The organism is Capsulimonas corticalis (assembly GCF_003574315.2).
Lineage (GTDB): Bacteria > Armatimonadota > Armatimonadia > Armatimonadales > Capsulimonadaceae > Capsulimonas > Capsulimonas corticalis.
Genome location: NZ_AP025739.1, coordinates 879,871 through 897,423, shown reverse-complemented (window position 1 = coordinate 897,423; position 17,553 = coordinate 879,871). Strand labels below are relative to the sequence as shown.

8 protein-coding genes are annotated in these 17,553 nt (G+C 62.3%); 6 read left to right on the top strand and 2 right to left on the bottom strand.

The window, feature by feature from the left end; genetic code table 11:
• Window positions 1-101: 101 nt before the first annotated feature.
• Entirely contained in the window at window positions 102-4,892 is a 4,791-nt protein-coding gene (locus D5261_RS03890) for an Lhr family helicase (protein ID WP_119323461.1), read from the top strand.
• A gap of 159 nt (window positions 4,893-5,051) precedes the next feature.
• Window positions 5,052-6,950, top strand: a complete 1,899-nt coding sequence (locus D5261_RS03885; RefSeq protein WP_165864467.1) for a glycoside hydrolase family 127 protein — start codon at window positions 5,052-5,054, stop codon at window positions 6,948-6,950.
• Between the two features lie 90 nt (window positions 6,951-7,040).
• Here D5261_RS03885 and D5261_RS03880 read toward each other — a convergent pair whose 3' ends face one another.
• A complete protein-coding gene (locus D5261_RS03880) occupies window positions 7,041-8,543 on the bottom strand; it encodes an alpha-L-fucosidase (RefSeq protein ID WP_119323459.1) in 1,503 nt (500 codons plus the stop codon).
• A 164-nt stretch (window positions 8,544-8,707) separates the two neighbouring features.
• Entirely contained in the window at window positions 8,708-10,603 is a 1,896-nt protein-coding gene (locus D5261_RS03875) for an alpha-amylase family glycosyl hydrolase (RefSeq protein ID WP_119323458.1), read from the bottom strand.
• 118 nt (window positions 10,604-10,721) lie between these two features.
• Here D5261_RS03875 and D5261_RS03870 point away from each other — a divergent pair, with 118 nt between their 5' ends.
• The 4 genes from D5261_RS03870 (at window position 10,722) to D5261_RS03855 (ending at window position 17,523) form a co-directional block, all read left to right on the top strand.
• Window positions 10,722-11,330 carry an N-acetylmuramoyl-L-alanine amidase gene (locus D5261_RS03870; protein WP_119323457.1) on the top strand — a complete coding sequence of 203 codons (609 nt, stop codon included), beginning with the start codon at window positions 10,722-10,724 and terminating at the stop codon, window positions 11,328-11,330.
• Window positions 11,327-14,119 carry a glycoside hydrolase family 2 TIM barrel-domain containing protein gene (locus D5261_RS03865; RefSeq protein WP_119323456.1) on the top strand — a complete coding sequence of 931 codons (2,793 nt, stop codon included), beginning with the start codon at window positions 11,327-11,329 and terminating at the stop codon, window positions 14,117-14,119. The genes D5261_RS03870 and D5261_RS03865 overlap by 4 nt, the downstream gene beginning before the upstream one ends.
• Window positions 14,120-14,240: 121 nt before the next feature.
• The gene (locus tag D5261_RS03860) at window positions 14,241-15,314 is read left to right on the top strand and encodes a hypothetical protein (protein WP_119323455.1); all 1,074 of its coding nucleotides are present in this window, start codon (window positions 14,241-14,243) and stop codon (window positions 15,312-15,314) included.
• Between the two features lie 64 nt (window positions 15,315-15,378).
• A complete protein-coding gene (locus D5261_RS03855; protein WP_165864466.1) occupies window positions 15,379-17,523 on the top strand; it encodes an RICIN domain-containing protein in 2,145 nt (714 codons plus the stop codon).
• Window positions 17,524-17,553 lie beyond the last annotated feature (30 nt).

The following is a 17,553-nucleotide window of genomic DNA, read 5'->3' as shown; positions in this document are numbered from 1 at the left end:
TGGTGTTTCTCGAAATAGTGGCGCAGCGAGATGGCGCTTTGTTCATGAATAGCGGCCGACCGTGATGGGTACAATGCAATGATTAGTAGAAAGAGATCCCGATGCCCAGAGTCAAACGGTCCGTCCGCGAAGGCGGCGCCCCCAATCCGCTCGACGCCCTGAACGGTTTCCACGATCCCGTTCGCTCCTGGTTCACCAGCTCCTTTCCGGAGCCGACACGCGTGCAGCAGCTCGGCTGGCCCGCGATCCAAAGCGGCCAATCGACCCTGATCCTCGCCCCCACGGGCTCCGGCAAAACCCTCACGGCGTTTCTCTCGGCCATCGATCGGATCATGTTCGACCCCGTCCCCCCGCCGCCCCAGCGCTGCCGAGTGCTTTACATCTCCCCGCTCAAGGCCCTGGCCGTCGATGTCGAGCGCAACCTGCGCGCGCCCTTGGTCGGCGTCTCACGCTACGCCGAGCGGATGGAAGTCCCCGCGCATCCGCCCACGGTCGCGATCCGCACCGGCGATACGCCCAGCAAAGAGCGCGCCCAGTTCAACCGCACCCCCGCCGACATCTTAATCACGACCCCCGAGTCGCTCTTTCTGATGCTCACCAGCAACGCCCGCGAGACTCTGCGGTCGATCCACTGGGTGATCATCGACGAGATCCACGCGATGGTCTCCACCAAGCGCGGCGTGCATTTGAGCCTGTCTTTGGAGCGCTTGGAGGAACTGACGGCGCCGCATGGGTTCCAACGCATTGGCCTGTCGGCGACGCAACGGCCGCTGGACGAGGTGGCTCGGTTTTTGGGCGGGTTTCAAAATCCCCTCTCACAAATAGTAGAGGAAGACCCCGGATGCCCCCCGGCCCCCACAGGGGGAGCAGAGCATGAGTTCGCAGCCCTTGCAGGCTTGGATGGTAAGGAGAAAGAGGCAAACAGTAGGGATGAGGATGTCTCTGACTTAGAGGCTGTGGTGGATGCGCTGGGTTCTGCTCCCCCTGTGGGGGCCGGGGGGCATCTTCTTCGCCCCATCCAAATCATCGACGCCGGCGCGGGCCGCATGCTCGACCTGCGCGTCGAAGTCCCCGTGGAAGATATGGCGAAGCTGGGAGAAATACAAGAAATCCCGAGCGGCCCGGCGTCGCAGGGCGACACCCGGACAAGTATCTGGCCGGCGATCCATCCCTTGATCTTAGATTTGATCAAACAGCATCGCTCCACGCTGATCTTTGTGAATAGCCGAAGATTGGCCGAGCGGCTGGCGGCGGCGCTCAATGAGCTGGCGGGGGAGGAGATCGTCCACGCGCACCATGGATCGATCGCGCGTGAGCAAAGAATGATGATTGAGGATGAGCTGAAGTCCGGGCGGCTGCCCGCGATGGTGGCGACATCGTCTTTGGAATTGGGGATCGATATGGGCGCGATCGATCTGGTGATCCAGGTCGAGGCGCCGCCGAGCGTTTCGAGCGCTTTGCAAAGAATTGGGCGCGCGGGGCACCATGTCGGGGGCCTTAGCAAAGGCGTCATTCTGCCCAAGTATCGCGGCGACCTGCTCGCGTGCGCGGCGCTGACGGATCGGATGATTCAGGGCGCGGTCGAGCAGATGCGCTATCCGCGCAACCCGCTGGATGTGCTGGCGCAGCAGATCGTGGCGATGGTGGCGATGGACGATTGGCGGGTGGACGATTTGGAACGCGTCATTCGCCGGAGCGCGCCCTTCGCCGAGCTGCCGCGCACGATGTTTATCGAAGTGCTGGACATGCTCAGCGGCCGTTACCCCTCGGACGATTTCGCCGAACTGCGCCCGCGCATCACCTGGGACCGGATCAACAACACCGTGCACAGCCGCGAAGGGGCCAAGAGAATCGCCATCACTAATGGCGGGACCATCCCAGACCGTGGTCTGTATGGCGTCTTTTTACTGGGCGCCGAGAAGGGCAAAGGGCGTGTCGGCGAATTGGACGAAGAGATGGTCTTCGAGAGCAAGACCGGCGATGTCTTTCTGCTCGGCGCGAGCTCCTGGCGGATTGAAGAGATCACCCATGACCGGGTGATCGTCTCGCCCGCGCCCGGAGTCCCCGGCAAAATGCCCTTCTGGCACGGCGAATCGGCGGGGCGGCCCCTGGAGTTCGGCCGCGCCATCGGCGCCTTGACCCGAACGCTGCGCGGATTGTCCGATGAGGACGCCACCCAGCTCCTGATCGAGAAGCATATGCTGGATGCGCTGGCGGCGAAGAATCTGATCCAGTATCTGCGCGACCAGGAGGAAGCGGCGGGCGCGGTCCCGGACGACAAGACCATCGTGATCGAGTCTTACAAAGACGATATGGGTGACTGGCGAGTCTGCATCCTCAGCCCCTTCGGCTCGAAAGTCCATGCGCCGTGGGCGATGGCGATCGGCGCGATTGTCCGCGAGATGACCGACTACGAGATCGACGTGCTCTGGACCGACGACGGCATTGTCGTGCGCTTCCCCGAAGCCGACGAGCCGCCCAGCGCCGAAACCGTGCTTCCCGATCCGGAAGAGATCGAAGACCTGGTGGTGCGGCAGCTCGGCGCGGGCGGCGCCGCGCGTCAAGCGGGGCAGGGCGCGCCCGCCGTCGCGCTGTTCGCTTCTCGGTTCCGTGAGAACGCCGCGCGCGCCTTGCTGCTGCCGCGCAAGTTTCCCGGGCAGCGCGCGCCGCTCTGGCAGCAGCGCAAACGCTCCGCCGAGCTTTTGCAGGCGACGATCAAGTACGGCGGTTTTCCGATCATTCTGGAGACCTACCGCGAATGCCTGCGCGATGTCTTCGATATGCCCGCGCTGCAAGAGCTGCTGACCGAGATCCGCACGCGCGCGGTGCGCGTCGTGACCGTGACGACGCGCACGCCGTCGCCGTTTGCCTCCGCGCTGATGTTTAACTACGTCGCAAACTTCATCTATGAGGGCGATGCGCCGCTGGCCGAGCGGCGCGCGCAGGCGCTGAGCGTCGATCCGTCGCAATTGCGCGAGCTGCTCGGAGAAGTCGAACTGCGCGAACTGCTGGACGCCGACTCGCTGACGGAGCTCGAACTTTACCTGGCGCATCTGACGCCCGAGCGCGCCGCGCGTCACGCCGACGGCCTGAATGATCTGTTCATCCGCCTGGGCGATCTGTCCCGCGCGGAGATCGAAGCGCGCGTCACCGACAAAACACTGGTCGATCCATGGCTCGCGCAATTGGAGCGCGATCGACGTGTGATCCCTCTCCCCATCGCCGGAGAAACGCGCTGGATCGCCGCCGAGGACGCCGGTAAGTACCGGGACGCTCTGGGCATTCCGCCGCCGCCAGGCCTGCCCGAAGCCTTTTTGGAGTACACGCGCGATCCGCTTGGCGATTTGGTCTCACGTTACAGCCGCACGCACGGACCTTTCCAGACCGCCGATATCGCCCGGCGCTATTCCATCGGCGTCGCGCCCGTCGCCGCCATCTTAAACCGCATGTCGTCGTCTGGGAAGATTGTCGAAGGCGAGTTCCGGCCCGGCGGGACGGGCGAGGAGTGGTGCGATCCGGGCGTGCTGCGCGCCCTGCGCCAGAAGTCGCTCGCGCGCCTTCGCCACGAAGTCGAGCCGGTCGATCAAAGCGCCCTCGGCCGTCTCTATGTCCACTGGCAGAACGTCGAAACCCCGCGTCGCGGCCCGAACGCGACTGCTCAGGCGATCACCCAGCTCCAGGGTTCAAGCATTCCCGCCTCCGTGCTGGAGACGCATATCCTGCCCGCGCGCGTCGCCGACTACGACTCCCGCGCGCTCGACGAACTGATGGCGTCGGGCGCGATCTTCTGGATCGGCTGCGAGTCCCTCGGGCAGCACGACGGCCGGATCAGCTTTTATCTTGCCGATGACGCGCCGTACTTACTGGGGGGCCAGACTGCGCCCGATGACCGGCCATCGTCCGAGATGCACGACAAGATCCGCGCGCATCTGGCGGCGCGCGGCGCCTCGTTCTTCCCGCAGCTTCTCCAAGCCGTCGGCTCATTCCCGCCGGATGTCCTCGCCGCGCTCTGGGACCTCGTCTGGGCCGGCGAAGTCACCAACGACTCTCTTCACGCGCTGCGCGCCTACTGCCACCCGCATCGCGCGGGCCGCCCCCAGCGTCCAGAACGCCCTCAACGGCCTGGACGCGGCTACGCCGGCACGGGCCGCGCGATGCGCCCCGGCAGCCGCCTCGGCGCCTCCGCCCTGTCCGGCCACGCGACCCAGGCCGAGGCTTCCGGCCGCTGGTCCCTTGTCAGCAGCCTGATCTACGACGAGCCGACGCCCACCGAGCGCCTCGCCGCCCGCACGAACTTACTCCTGGATCGCTATGGCCTCGTCACTCGCGAAGCCGTCCAGGCCGAAGGCATCGCCGGCGGCTTCAGCAGTGTCTACGGTGTCCTGAAAGCCATGGAGGACGCCGGCGCGGTGCGCCGAGGCTACTTCGTCGCCGGCCTCGGCGCGACCCAGTTCGCCCTCCCCGGCGCCGTGGACCGCCTGCGCGGCCTCCGCGAGCCCGAAAACCAGCCCCAAACGATCTTACTGAGCACCGTCGATCCCGCCAATCCCTACGGCGCCGCGCTCCCCTGGCCCGACGTTGTCCAGGAAGGCCGCAAACCCATGCGCATCGCCGGCTCCATCGTCATCCTCGTCGACGGCTCTCTCGCCGCCTGGCTCCCCAAAAGCGAACGCCAGCTCACCACCTTTCTGGACAACGTCCCCGAACGCGACCCCAGCGCCGTCGCCCTCGAAATCGCCCGCGCCCTCGCCGGCGAAGTCGGCAACGGGAGAAGGCGCGCCGTCTTAATCGAGGAAGTCAACGGCGAACACCCGCGCGAGACAGCGATGGCGGCGGCGTTTTTGGAGGAGGGGTACGTGGTGTCGTCGCAGGGGTATCTGAAGCGGGTTTGAGAATCCTGACGTTCTCGCGCAATCGGCGGATTTGCGTAGTCACGATTGTCCCGTATATCTGTGATTTTCTCCTCTAGCACGATCTCTTGCTTTCGTATACAATGAGATTTGTCGCCTCGGGGATCGCGGCGCACGTTATTCCATCTCAAAGGCATCCCAGTGACCAAACCAGACGCCCTCATCTTTGATACGCGCGGCGGCGCGTTCCCTTCGCCGCAGCTCGCCCCGGTTTCCGCCGTCCAATTGACCGACGCTTTCTGGGCGCCTCGGCTCGAAACCAATCGCGTTCGGACGCTGCCCACGCAATATCTCCAGCTTGAGGAAACGGGGTGTCTGGACAATTTCCGGCGCGCCGCCGGGCAGGAGGGGCTGAAGTTTCGTGGATGGGTCTTCGCCGATACCGACCTTTACAAATGGCTGGAGGCGGCGATCTGGGCGCTGGCGTCGGGGCCGCTTCCTGAGCTGGAAGCGCGGATCGAAAGCGCGGTCGCGCTGATCGAGGGGGCGCAGGACACGGATGGTTATCTGAACACGGCCTTTATGTTCGACCGCGCCCCCGAGCGCTGGGCGACTATCAACACGGAGGGCAACAACCATCACGAACTTTATTCCGCCGGCCACTTCTTCCAGGCCGCCGTCGCGCACTACCGCGCGACGGGATCGGAACGACTGATCGCCGTCGCAAAGCGTCTGGCCGATCATATCGCGGTCGCCATCGGTCCCGGCGAGGGGCAAAAGCACGGCGTGGACGCTCACCCGGAAGTCGAGATGGGACTGGTGGAGCTGTTTCGAATTACGGGCGAGCGCCGGTATTTGGAATCGGCGCGGTACCAGCTCGACGCGCGCCGGGGGATGGGACGCATCAATGGCGCTGAATATCCATTTCTTCCCATCCGCGAATACGACCGTCTTGTCGGCCACGCGGTCTGCGCGGTCTATCTGATGGCTGGCGTCGCGGATGTCTACGCCGAGACGGACGAGCCGGCGTTAGGCGCTCTGCTGGAGCGTCTTTGGGCGAATATGACGCAGGCGCTGATGTACATTACGGGAGGCATCGGCCCGCGCTGGGACAACGAGGCGTTCGGCGCCGACTATGAACTGCCGGACCGCGCCTACGCCGAGACATGCGCCACGGTCGGCTCCATCATGTGGAGCGCCCGGATGCTCGTCCAGGAGCAGGATGCGAAGTACGCGGATCTGATCGAGCTGTCCCTCTACAATGGCTTTCTCTCCGGAATTTCTTTGGACGGCCAGAGCTACTATTACCAGAACGTCCTGGGCGACGACGGGACGCAGCGCCGCCAGGCATGGTTCGGCTGCGCCTGCTGCCCGCCAAATATGGCGCGCCTGTTCGCGCAGCTGCCTGGCTACTTCTATTCCGTCGCACCCGGTTGTGTCTTCGTCAACCTCTACGCGTCCGGAGAGGCGCATCTCACATTGCCCGCCGACGAAACGCAGGAAGCGCGTGAGGTCCAGCTCATTCAGGAGACGAACTATCCCTGGGACGGCCGCATCCAGATCACGGTTCAGTCTGAGGGGAAATTCTCGATCGCCTTGCGCCTTCCCGCATGGGCGCGTGATGTTTCCCTGTCCATCAACGACGAGGCGCTCCCAAATCCCGTGGCCGGCGATTATGCCCGTCTGACGGGAGAATGGAAGATCGGCGATGTGATCGTTCTCGACCTGCCGATGCCGGTCCGCCAAATCGTCGCCCACCCCCGCGCGACGTCGCTGTTCGGACGAGTCGCGCTGATGCGCGGCCCGCTGGTCTACTGCTTCGAACAGGAAGACAACCCATTTGTGGATGTGCGCGACATTCGCATCACTCCCACTTCCAAGTTCACTCCTGAACTCGACCAGGGACTGCTGGGCGGCGTCGTCGCCCTGCGCGGCGACGCGGGAGTCGTCAATGAGAAGGATTGGGCGGGGGCGCTTTATCGTGAGGCTTCCGAAAGTGGCGAGGCGGAGTTAGAGGCGCGGGCCGTCACCGCGATTCCGTATTATGCGTGGGCGAATCGCGGGGCGGGGGCGATGGCGGTTTGGGTGAAGAGGGGGTGATGGGGCCTACCCCCGCGCTTCGCGCGACCCGAGTGACTTACCCCCGGCGCTTCGCGCACGGGAGAACGCGAAAACCGGGGGAATAGACCTCTAAACTCCAAACCCTTTCAACTCGAACACGACCGCCGCCGCATGCGTGCCGCGCGCGGCGCCCATAGTCGCCGGCTCCAGGACCAATCGTCCTTCAGCATCCATATGGAACGGGATCGGGCCGTGGCCGAGCTGCTGGACGGAGGCGCCTTCGAGGGAGGCTGGCTGGACGCTGGGCAGGGTGATCTCGCCGGACGCCGCCGCCAGGACGAAGGCGTAGAGGGCGTCGCCTTTGGATGTGTAGCGGATCTGGTTCTGAAGACCGGTGAGCTTTTCGTTTTCGTTCCAGCTGGGCGCTTCCGTCGCGGCGGCGCCGGCTTCGGTTTCGCCGAAGACGCGCCAGGGGCGCGTGTCGTAGATGGCTTCGGAATTGGTCGCCATCCATTCGGCGATGTCTTTCAGGAGCTCGATTTCGATGATGTCCGGGCTGCCGTCGCCTTTGAGTGGGATATTGAGCAGGAAGTTGCCGTTCTTGCTCACGACATCGATCATCATGCGAATCGCGTCCGTGCTCGACTTATAGCGGACGCCGTACTGGTAGTGCCAGTTGCCGATGCAGGTCTCGGTCTGGAACGGCAGCGGCTGCACGGCGTCCAGCAGGCCACGCTCGACGTTCCAGAGCGCCCGGTGGCGTTCCGATTCCGGCATATGCTTTCGCGTGAAGACGACATCGATCTTGCCGTCCTTTGTCCCCTGCTCGTAGAAATGGGCGATCACGTCGTCGCCCTGCGCGCCGCCGTAGACCGAGCGGTCCCAGTTGTCGATATAAAGCAAGTCGGGCTGATATTGGTCGATGACATCGAGCATGCGCCGATTCCACTTGTCCGTGTAGGCGGCGTCTGGCTCGCTTATAGGGTCCTGGTCCGTGGCGTACAGGTCTTTGGGATCGAGGCCGTCCCACCATTGCCCGGCGCCGTCGGCTTTGGTCAGCGCGCCGTCGTAGGGAACGCCGGCCCAGGGGCCGGTCTTGTCATGGGCGGCGGCGTTGCCGTAATACTTCCATGCCTGCCATCCGTGGAGCGTCGCGCCGAAGCGCAGTCCCGCGGCGCGCGCGGCGGCGGCCCAGCCGCCGACAAGGTCGCGCTTGGGGCCGACGTTGACCGAGTTCCAGGGCTGGTGCTTTGAGTTCCAGTTATCGAAGTTGTCGTGGTGATTGGCGAGGCAGACGAAGTATTTGGCGCCGGCCTGTTTGTAGAGAGCGATCAGATGCTCCGGATCCCACTTTTCGGCCTTCCAGCTGTGGCAGATATCCTTGAAGCCGTGCTCCGACGGGTGCCCGTAGCGCTGAATATGTTCGTAGTAGATCGTATCGTCCTTGACGTAAGTTTTGTCGCCGGGATACGCCCCGTAGATGCTGGGAGCGTAATGGTCGCCCATCGCCCCCACGCACTGCGGACCCCAGTGCGCCCAGATCCCGAACTTCGCGTTTCGGAACCACTCCGGACACTCGTAATTTTCGGACAACGCCCGCCAATCCGGCAGGTCTTGAAGATCGGTGGACATGGGTGATTTCGGCCTCTAAAAAATGGGTTTGACAGCGAGAGAGCAACGCTCAACATTGTACTCGCTTCGTCCCAACTTCGCAACCGTAAAGGCTTCCGGATCCCATGGCGAAACAGCCAGGCGATGTTCGTCGCCTGGCTGTGAGAAGATGCGCTCGTGTTGCTTTACTTCTTACGGTAAAAGATCGCGCCCCAGCTTGCGCCGATCTCCGTCTTGATACGGCCCTCTACCGGAGTGACGGTCTTGTCGCTGAGCAGATCACGCCATGGTCCGGAGTGGGGAACTTCGAAATCGACTTCCTGCGCGGCGTCGGAAAAGTTCAGCGCGACGAAGAACTGCTCCGAAACGTCGTCGTCATCGTTCCAGCGGCGATACACCACGAGAGCCCGCTCCTGGTCGAAGCCTAATCCCTGCCGGTTGAACTGGGTTTGCCCCTCATCCCAGATGGACGGCGCGAAGTTGGGCGAACGCAGGGCGGGATGCTCCTCGCGAATCCGCATCAGCGTGCGATAGATCTTGTGCAGGGAAGCTCCCGTATCGTGTTCGACGAAGCTCCAGTCCAGCGGACGCGGGATAATGCGGTCCGCGCCCTCATCCGGCACGTCGTGGTCCGATCCAAATTCCTGCCCGTTATAAATCATCGGCGCGCCCGCGCAGGTGAACAGGGCGATCATATAGGGCTGTGTTCGACGCCAATTGTCGCGCCCGCCCCCCGCGCAGATGATGCGGCCGTGGTCGTGGTTCTCCAGATAGGGCGTCGGCGTGCGTCCCAGATCGAAACCCAGCGAGGTGTCGAGCATACGCATGATGGATGCGGCGATTACGGGGGTGTCCACGGATTGGCAGCCGAGGAATTCATGGCTGCGGGCGCGGAACGGATCGTACCAGCAGCTCGTCGCGCCGACTTTGTTCGTCACATCGATCGCATCGTAATCCCAGCTATGCTCCAGAATCAACGCGAAGTTCTTTTGATCGCGTTCGGACAATCCGGCGCGTAGTTCCGTGAGCAGCTTGGGCAGGCCGTGGCCCCGGTTGTCCGCCTGATAGAAGCCCAGCGTATTATCGAAGCGGATACCGTCGATCTGGAAGTTGTCGATCCAGTAAAGGCATGCGTCGCGGACATAATCCAGCGTGCAGCGATTTCCATAATCCAGATCCCGGAAATAGTCGTGCTGGGCAAACTGGCCGACATACGGTGAGTCGGCGGGTTCTTCATAAAGCCAGTAATAGGGGAAGCCAAGGTTCGGCGGCGCGGCGTCGGCGTGATTGAACACCGCGTCCATGATCACATGGATGCCGCGCGCGTGGCATTCGTTGATCAGCTGCTTCAAGTAGACCAGCTTGCTGGTTTCTTCTTTCGGGTTGTTGACATAGCGGTGGGCGACGCCAAAGTGCTGCACGGGGTTGTAGCCCCAGCTGAACGTGTCCGCAGCCTCGCCGGAGTAGGACCAGGGTGTCCAGGGCATAAATTCGATCGCGTTGATACCCAGGTCCTGGAGGTAATCGAGCTTGCGGACGATCGCCTGTATCGGCGCCTCGTTTTTGTCGCGATAGCCCGCCGTAAAGTCATCGATCATCAGCTCATAAACGCGCCAATCCTTGTAAGGCGATCGGCTGGAGATCGGCAGAACTTCCGCGCTCTCGCCGCCGATGACAAAGCCGGAGTTCTGGTTGGACGCGCCGTCCCAGCGTCCACAGGGATCGGAGACCATGCGCGGCTCGGCGTTTTTGAACTCGACGCGATACTTATATTCGTAAAAGCCTTCGGGAAGATCCTCGACCTGGGCAGTGTACACGACGCCTTTGACGACGTTGTCGCGCGGATCGGTATAGTCTGTGGGTGTGAGTTCAATGGCGTTGTTCTCATCCCATCGTTTTGACTTTGGAGTCTGAAAATCGCCAAGAACGGAGATTCGGGTAATATTGGGAAGACCGCCTCCCTCGTACTGTCTGGGGTCCTTTGAGGCGTCGGGAAGAAACAGCTTGAACGTGACATTCTTTTTTTTGTGATCGACAATAGCTCCAAACTGCTCGTACATGGCGTACCCTTCTAAATCCATGGAATTATGTTCGCTTGTTTATTCCCGTTTCTTAAAAAGGTCTAACATGCCGCCCTGAGAATCCGTGTCTTAACAACCTGCCCCTTCCCATTCTGGCTGCGCGGCGTTATAATTGCTCATGCGCAAACGCGTTTTCCTGTTGATGGCTGCTGTCGCGGCGCTGTTACTGACGGTTGCTGTCGCGCGCCAGACGCTTCGGCGCGAACGGCTGCGCACGCTCGATCGTGTTGACGCGTTCGTACCCTCGCCGAATGTCAGCCCGCGCCCGTTCTGGGCGAATGTCGATTGCGTGGTCGTTCACTCCACCGCCGGATCGACTCGGGAATCGGCGGTCGCGATCTTCCGCAGTCCGAAGTCGGGCGTGTCCGCGCACTTCGTCGTCGGGAAAAACGGAAGCGTCGTGCAGATGGTCCCGATCGAGATGCAGGCGTGGCACGCGGGCGCGTCTTCGCTGGACGGCGCCCCAGGAGTGAACGCATACAGCGTCGGGATCGAGATGGTCAATTTGAATGACGGAGAAGATCCCTACCCAGACGCGCAGTACAAAGCCGTCGCCCGTATTATTCGCCGTCTGCGCACGGTTTGCGACATTCCCGACAGCCGCATCGTCTCGCACGCCCAGATCGCGCTGCCTCAGGGCCGTAAGTCCGACCCATTGGGGTTTGACTTCGCGCGTCTGAAGCGCCTGGCGCGAGAAAATACTTCACAAAGGCGCTCCCATCCATGATGTTTCATCGTTCCCATCTCTTCGCCGCCGGCGCCGCGTTCGCCGCGCTTATTGCCTGCGCGCCCCGCGCGTACGCGCAAGATACGCAAACTCAATATCTCACGGGGCATGACAAAGACGACGCCGTCCCGTGGGACTTTTTTTGTACGGCGGGCGCGAAAGGGAATCGGTGGACGACGGTCCCCGTGCCGTCGCAATGGGAGTTTCACGGCTTTGGGAAACTGAGCTATGGGGTGGACATGGGACCCGGTCCGATCGTCCCCGTGGAAGGGCGTTATCGGCGGCGTTTTCGCACGCCTGAAAATTGGACCGGTCAGCGGACCTTTCTGGTATTCGAAGGATCCATGACGGACACCCAGGTGACGGTCAATGGCGTTTCGGCCGGCCCGGCGCACCAGGGCGGCTACTATCAGTTTCGCTATGAGATCACAAAGCTGCTCAAGCCCGGCGAAGAGAACCTTCTGGAAGTGACGGTGGACGATGAGTCGAGCGATGCGTCGATCAATAGCGCAGAGCGGCGGGGCGATTACTGGAACTACGGGGGAATCTATCGGCCGGTCTATTTAGAATCGGTCCCCACGGAGTTTATCAAACGAGTCGCGATCGATGCGCGCGCCGACGGGGCGCTGGCGGTCGATGTGTTCGGCGACGCCGTCGCCTCCGCGGACCATGTGCAAGCCCAGGTCCTTGACTTGAAAGGTCGTCCCGTCGGCCGCGCCTTTTCTCTTCCCATTTCAAGCGCGCAGCAGACGGTCAAGCTGCGGTCGCAGTTGGATGCGCCTAAGCTTTGGACGGCGGAGACTCCCAATCTCTACCAGCTTGAAGTCCGTTTGATGCGTGGACAAACGATTGTCCATCGCGTCAAGCGCCGCTTCGGATTCCGAACCATCGAACTGCGCGCGGGCGACGGAATTTACGTCAACGGCAAGCGCGTGCTGCTGAAAGGATCGGACCGGCACAGCTTTTGGCCGGAATCGGGACGATGCACCAGCGACAAAATCAGCCGCCTGGATATCGGTCTGATGAAGGACATGAACATGAACGCCGTGCGGATGTCCCACTATCCGCCCGATCAGCACTTTCTGGACGACTGCGACGAATTGGGACTCTACGTGCTGGACGAGCTTGGCGGCTGGCAGCATAAGTACGACACCGGTATCGGCAAGAAGCTGGTGGAGGAGATGGTGACGCGCGATGTCAATCACCCCAGCATCGTCTTCTGGGACAACGCCAACGAGGGCGGCTGGAACACGGCGCTGGACACGGAGTTCGCTCTCTGGGACCCACAGGGGCGTACAGTGATCCATCCCGGCGGGACGATCGCCTCGATCAACGACGACCACTATCCCAATTACGAGCGTATCCAAAAGGTCGCCGCCGGCGACCGGGTCTTCCTGCCCACGGAGTTCCTCCACGGCCTCTACGACGGCGGCGCGGGCGCGGGGCTGGCCGACTACTGGGACGTGATCCGCCAGAGCAAGGTGGGCGGCGGCGGCATTATCTGGGCGTTCCTGGACGAAACGGTGAAGCGCGTGGATCTGGACGGCCGGATGGACACGCGCGGCAACCTCGCGCCCGACGGCATACTCGGACCGTACCGGCAAAAAGAAGGCAGCTACAATACCGTCAAGGAGATCTGGTCGCCGATTGTCATCCGAGAAAAGCAGATTCCCGCCGATTTCGACGGCGTTCTCACCCTCGAAAACCGCTATGACTTTCTCGACGCCCGCCAGTGCCGCTACGCCTGGAGCCTGCGCAAGTTCCAGAGCCCAGCGAGTTCACAAAGCGGAGATTCGGTGGTGTCTCAAGGGACGGCCCATCTCGATCGATCCATTGCGCCGGGGACGTCCGGAACGCTGAAGCTCGACTTGCCGCAAAATTGGCGTCAGGCCGAGGCGCTTTCCCTGCGCGTCGATGACCCGCAGGGGCGCGAACTCTGGACCTGGGTCTGGCCGCTGCCGCACGCCGACGATTTCCGCGCAATAACCGGAGCGCCGGGCGCGGCGCATGTCCAGTCGTCGGAAACGCCGGACCAGATCACCGTCCGCAGCGGCGATCTGACCGTGAATATCAGCAAGCAAAACGGGCAGCTGATCTCGGCGGATCGTCACGGGAAGAAGTTCTCGCTGCTCAACGGCCCGCGCCTCGCCGTAGGCGATGCGGCTCTGGCGAGCATCGAAGGGCATTCCGACGGAAGCGACTTTGTCGTCACCGCAAGCTATACCGGCGATATGAAGTCCGTGCAGTGGCGCGTGAAACCCAATGGCTGGGTACAGATGGATTACGATTATATGGCGTCCGGCCCGCACGACTACTTCGGCGTCAGTTTCGATTATCCCGAGGCGAACGTTCAGAGTATGACCTGGCTGGGGAACGGTCCGTATCGCGCCTGGAAGAACCGAATGGCGGGCGGCGTTCTGGGCGTTTGGAGCGCCCAGTATAACGACACGATCACCGGCGATTCCGGGTTCCAATATCCCGAGTTCAAAGGCTACTACGCCGGCGTGCGCTGGGCGAAGCTGCAAACGACCGAGGGGCCGATCACCATGGAGCTAGGCCAGGACGACCTCTTCTTGCAGATGCTGACGCCCAGAGTCCCCGCGAACAACAAAGCGGTCCATGCCCAGGCGCCGTTTCCCGCCGCCGGAATTTCCTTCCTGAACGCGATCCCGGCGATGGGCAACAAGTTCAGCCGCGCCGAGGACACCGGTCCCATGGGCCAAAAGGCGATTGGCGACGGCGAGCGCCACGGATCGGTAAATTTCTACTTCGGCGATCCGCCGCGCTGAAATCGTGTCTCGTACTGTGGCGGATAGAGGATTCGCGCCTGGCGGCGCCCCAAAATTGGGCGCCGCCAGGCAGACATAAAATAATTCGTACGATACGGCGATTTCTGATATACTAGTATTTATGCACCCGACGCAATACTTCGGCGCGGCGCTGATCGCCGCCGCTCTCTGCGCATTGCCGCCGGCTTCGCTTCCTGGCGAGGCGCTCGTTCCCGTCCAGCCGCCCAGCTATTCGGTGACCGATCTTGGGCCGATCGCGAACGTGGCCGACGATGTCGCGCTCGACGTTGGGGACGATGGCGGCGTGTCGCTTTATGTTGCCGTGGGGACGCAGGTGCGGGCCGCGCGCTGGCGCGATGGGAAGATGCTCGTTCTGAAGCCGGCGCCGGGATATCGCAATAGCGTCGCGCGCGCGACGAACGGTCTTGGAGATTTGGCCGGGTGGAGCAGCACGAGCGCTAACCCGGTGGACAGCCTCGCGACGACCCGCGCCTTCCTTTACCGCCAGAAGAAGACCACCATGCTGGGGACGCTCGGCGGGCGCAACAGTCGGGCGTTTGATGTGAGCGACGGCGGCGAGGTCGTTGGCGTCGCGGATGTGGACGCCCATATCTCGCATGCGTTCCTTGCGCATGGCGCAGCTCTTCAGGATCTTGGCGTCCTGCCGGGCGGCTCATTCAGCGCCGCGTACGCCATTAATGCAGCGGGAGAAGTCGTGGGGGTTGCGGATACGGCGCGGTTTGTCCGGCGCGCGGTCGCGTGGCGCAATGGCAAGATCATCGATCTCGGCGCGCTTCCTGGAGGGACCTCCAGCTGCGCGCTTGCGGTCAACAATCATGGCGATATCGCCGGGTATTCGGAAACTCAGGACGGCGTTCACGCCTTTCTCTACACGCAGGGGCGAATGCAGGATTTGGGCGCGCTGAAGTTCGATCCGAGCTCCGCAAGCGCGATCAATGATCGCGGCGAGGTCGTCGGCGCGTCCAGCGTTTCCGCCCATGGCCGCCGCGCCTTTTTGTGGCGCGAAGGCCGGATGGAGGATCTCAATACGCGAATTGCCTCTGACTCCGGGTGGACGCTGACCAGCGCCTCCTCCATCAGCAATTCCGAAAAGATCGTCTGCTCTGGGAGTCGCCGCGGCGAGCCGAACCATGCGCTCCTCTTGACGTCCGTTTCCAGTAAGACCAATCCATAACGTTCAGAGAGGATCGACAGCGGCCAGGAGTCGCGCGCCGTCATCGCCAATGAAGGAAAAGACAATGACATTCAAATTTCGGAAGGCCGACAGACTCAGAGCCGCTGGGCGGACTTCGCTATTCGTCGCCGGTGTCTCCGCCGCGCTGCTGGCTGCGGCGCCGAGCTGGGCGCAGAGTTCCGTGCTGACTCACCATAACGACAACTCGCGGACGGGCGCCAATCTGAACGAGAAGATTCTCAATACGACGAATGTCAACGTGAGCGCGTTTGGGAGGCTGTTTTCGCGGGAAGTCGACGGGCAGATCTATGCGCAGCCGCTTTATGTGTCCGGCGTCACGCTTCCCGGACACGGTAAGAGGAATATCATATATGTCGCGACGATGCACAATACGCTCTATGCGTTTGACGCGGACGATCGATACCGTTCCGCGCCGTATTGGAGTCTCTCCCTGGGCGCTCCACGCCCCTCGGGTTTCCCAACGCGTTATGGGGTGATGTCCGATATCCAGGTTGAGATCGGCGCGCTGCCCACGCCTGTCATCGATCCGGCGACGAATACGATTTACGTCGCCAATTACATGGAGGACAGCAGCAGCGGCCCATACCACTGGATGCTGCATGCGATTGATATCGTCACGGGCGCGGAGAAGCTGGGCGGTCCGGTGGAGATTAAGCCAAGCTGTCACGGCTCCGGCGCCGGAAGCGTCAATGGTGTGCTGACATTCGATCCGTCGCTGCAAAATCTGCGTCCGGCGCTCACCCTGTCGCGTGGCGTCGTGTATGTGTCTTCGGCTTCCTTCGAGGATACCGATCCGTATCATGGGTGGATCGCCGGATATCGCGCTTCCGATCTCGCTCAAGTCAGTGTCTTCAATACGACACCGGACGGCGATGGGACCGGAGTGAATGGCGAGGGCGAAGGCGGCCTCTGGATGGCCGGCGAAGGGCTGACCGTCGATACGAGCGGTAACCTCTATTGCTCCGTCGGCAACGGCGTCAGCACTGTCAAAAGCGGAGGAACCGGATTTGGGGAATCTTTCGTGAAGCTCAGTCCCACGCTGCAAGCGCTGGACTACTTTATGCCGTTTAACGCCGACCAGCTTAACCGGGACGACGAGGATCTGGGGTGCTCGGGCGTCCTGGGAATTCCAGGCTCCAATCTGATTGTCGGCGGCGGAAAAGAAGGCAAGCTCTATCTGGTCGATAAGGACCAGATGGGACACTACAATGCCGGCGGCGACAGCAACATCGTCGAATCGTGGCAGGCGGTCGATACGTCCCGTTCCGGCAGCCACCATATTCACGGCGTGCCGGCCTACTATGACGGACCGACGGGCCGGCATATCTACCTTTGGGGCGAAAACGACTATTTGCGCGCCTTCGCGTTTGACGGCTCCGTTTTTAACACGACGCCTTCCTCGCAAAGCACGGTTCTGGCGCCGCAGTACAGCATCGGCATGCCGGGCGGTTTTTTGAGTATTTCCGCCAATGGAGCCGCCGCCGGAACGGGAATCGTCTGGGCTTTGACGCCGCTCAACGGCGACGCGGGGCCGAACACGGTGGATGGGATACTGCGCGCGTTCGATGCGAACGACCTGAGTAAAGAGCTGTGGAACAGCAATCAATATCCCACGCAGGATATGCTGGGGAAATTCGCCAAGTTTGTCCCGCCTACGGTGGCGAACGGCAAGGTCTACGCTGCGACATTCTCCAATAAGCTCGTCGTCTACGGTCTGCTTCCGGCAAAGCGGGCGCCCTACCACCCTGGTCCGGCCGTTGTCGCGGGCCATATCTACTGGCTGCGCAACAGCTTGAGCGGCCTGGTGCTCGACGATCCGGCCGCTTCTCGGTCTCCCGTGCAGCTCATCCAATGGGGAGTGAATGGGGGAGAGAACCAGGAATGGCGCGCCGTCAATATGGGGAACTCATGCTGGAAGTTCGAGAACGTCTCCAGCCACCTTTCCCTCAAGGTCGCGGGAGCCAGTACGGATCTCGGCGCGGCGATCGAGCAAAACGTGTCCAGCAAAGACGCCAGCGAGCAGTGGATCTTGAGCCCGGTGGGTGACGGAACTTATAAAATCGTCAATCGCGGCAATGGGCTGCTCATTGATGACGCCGGGGCTTCGCTCGATCCTGGAACCGGGATGCTGCAATGGTACGATAACGGCGGCTCCAACCAGCACTGGACATTCGAACGGGTGCATTAGACCTTCCACTGCTCGCCAGTCGCTGTCTGA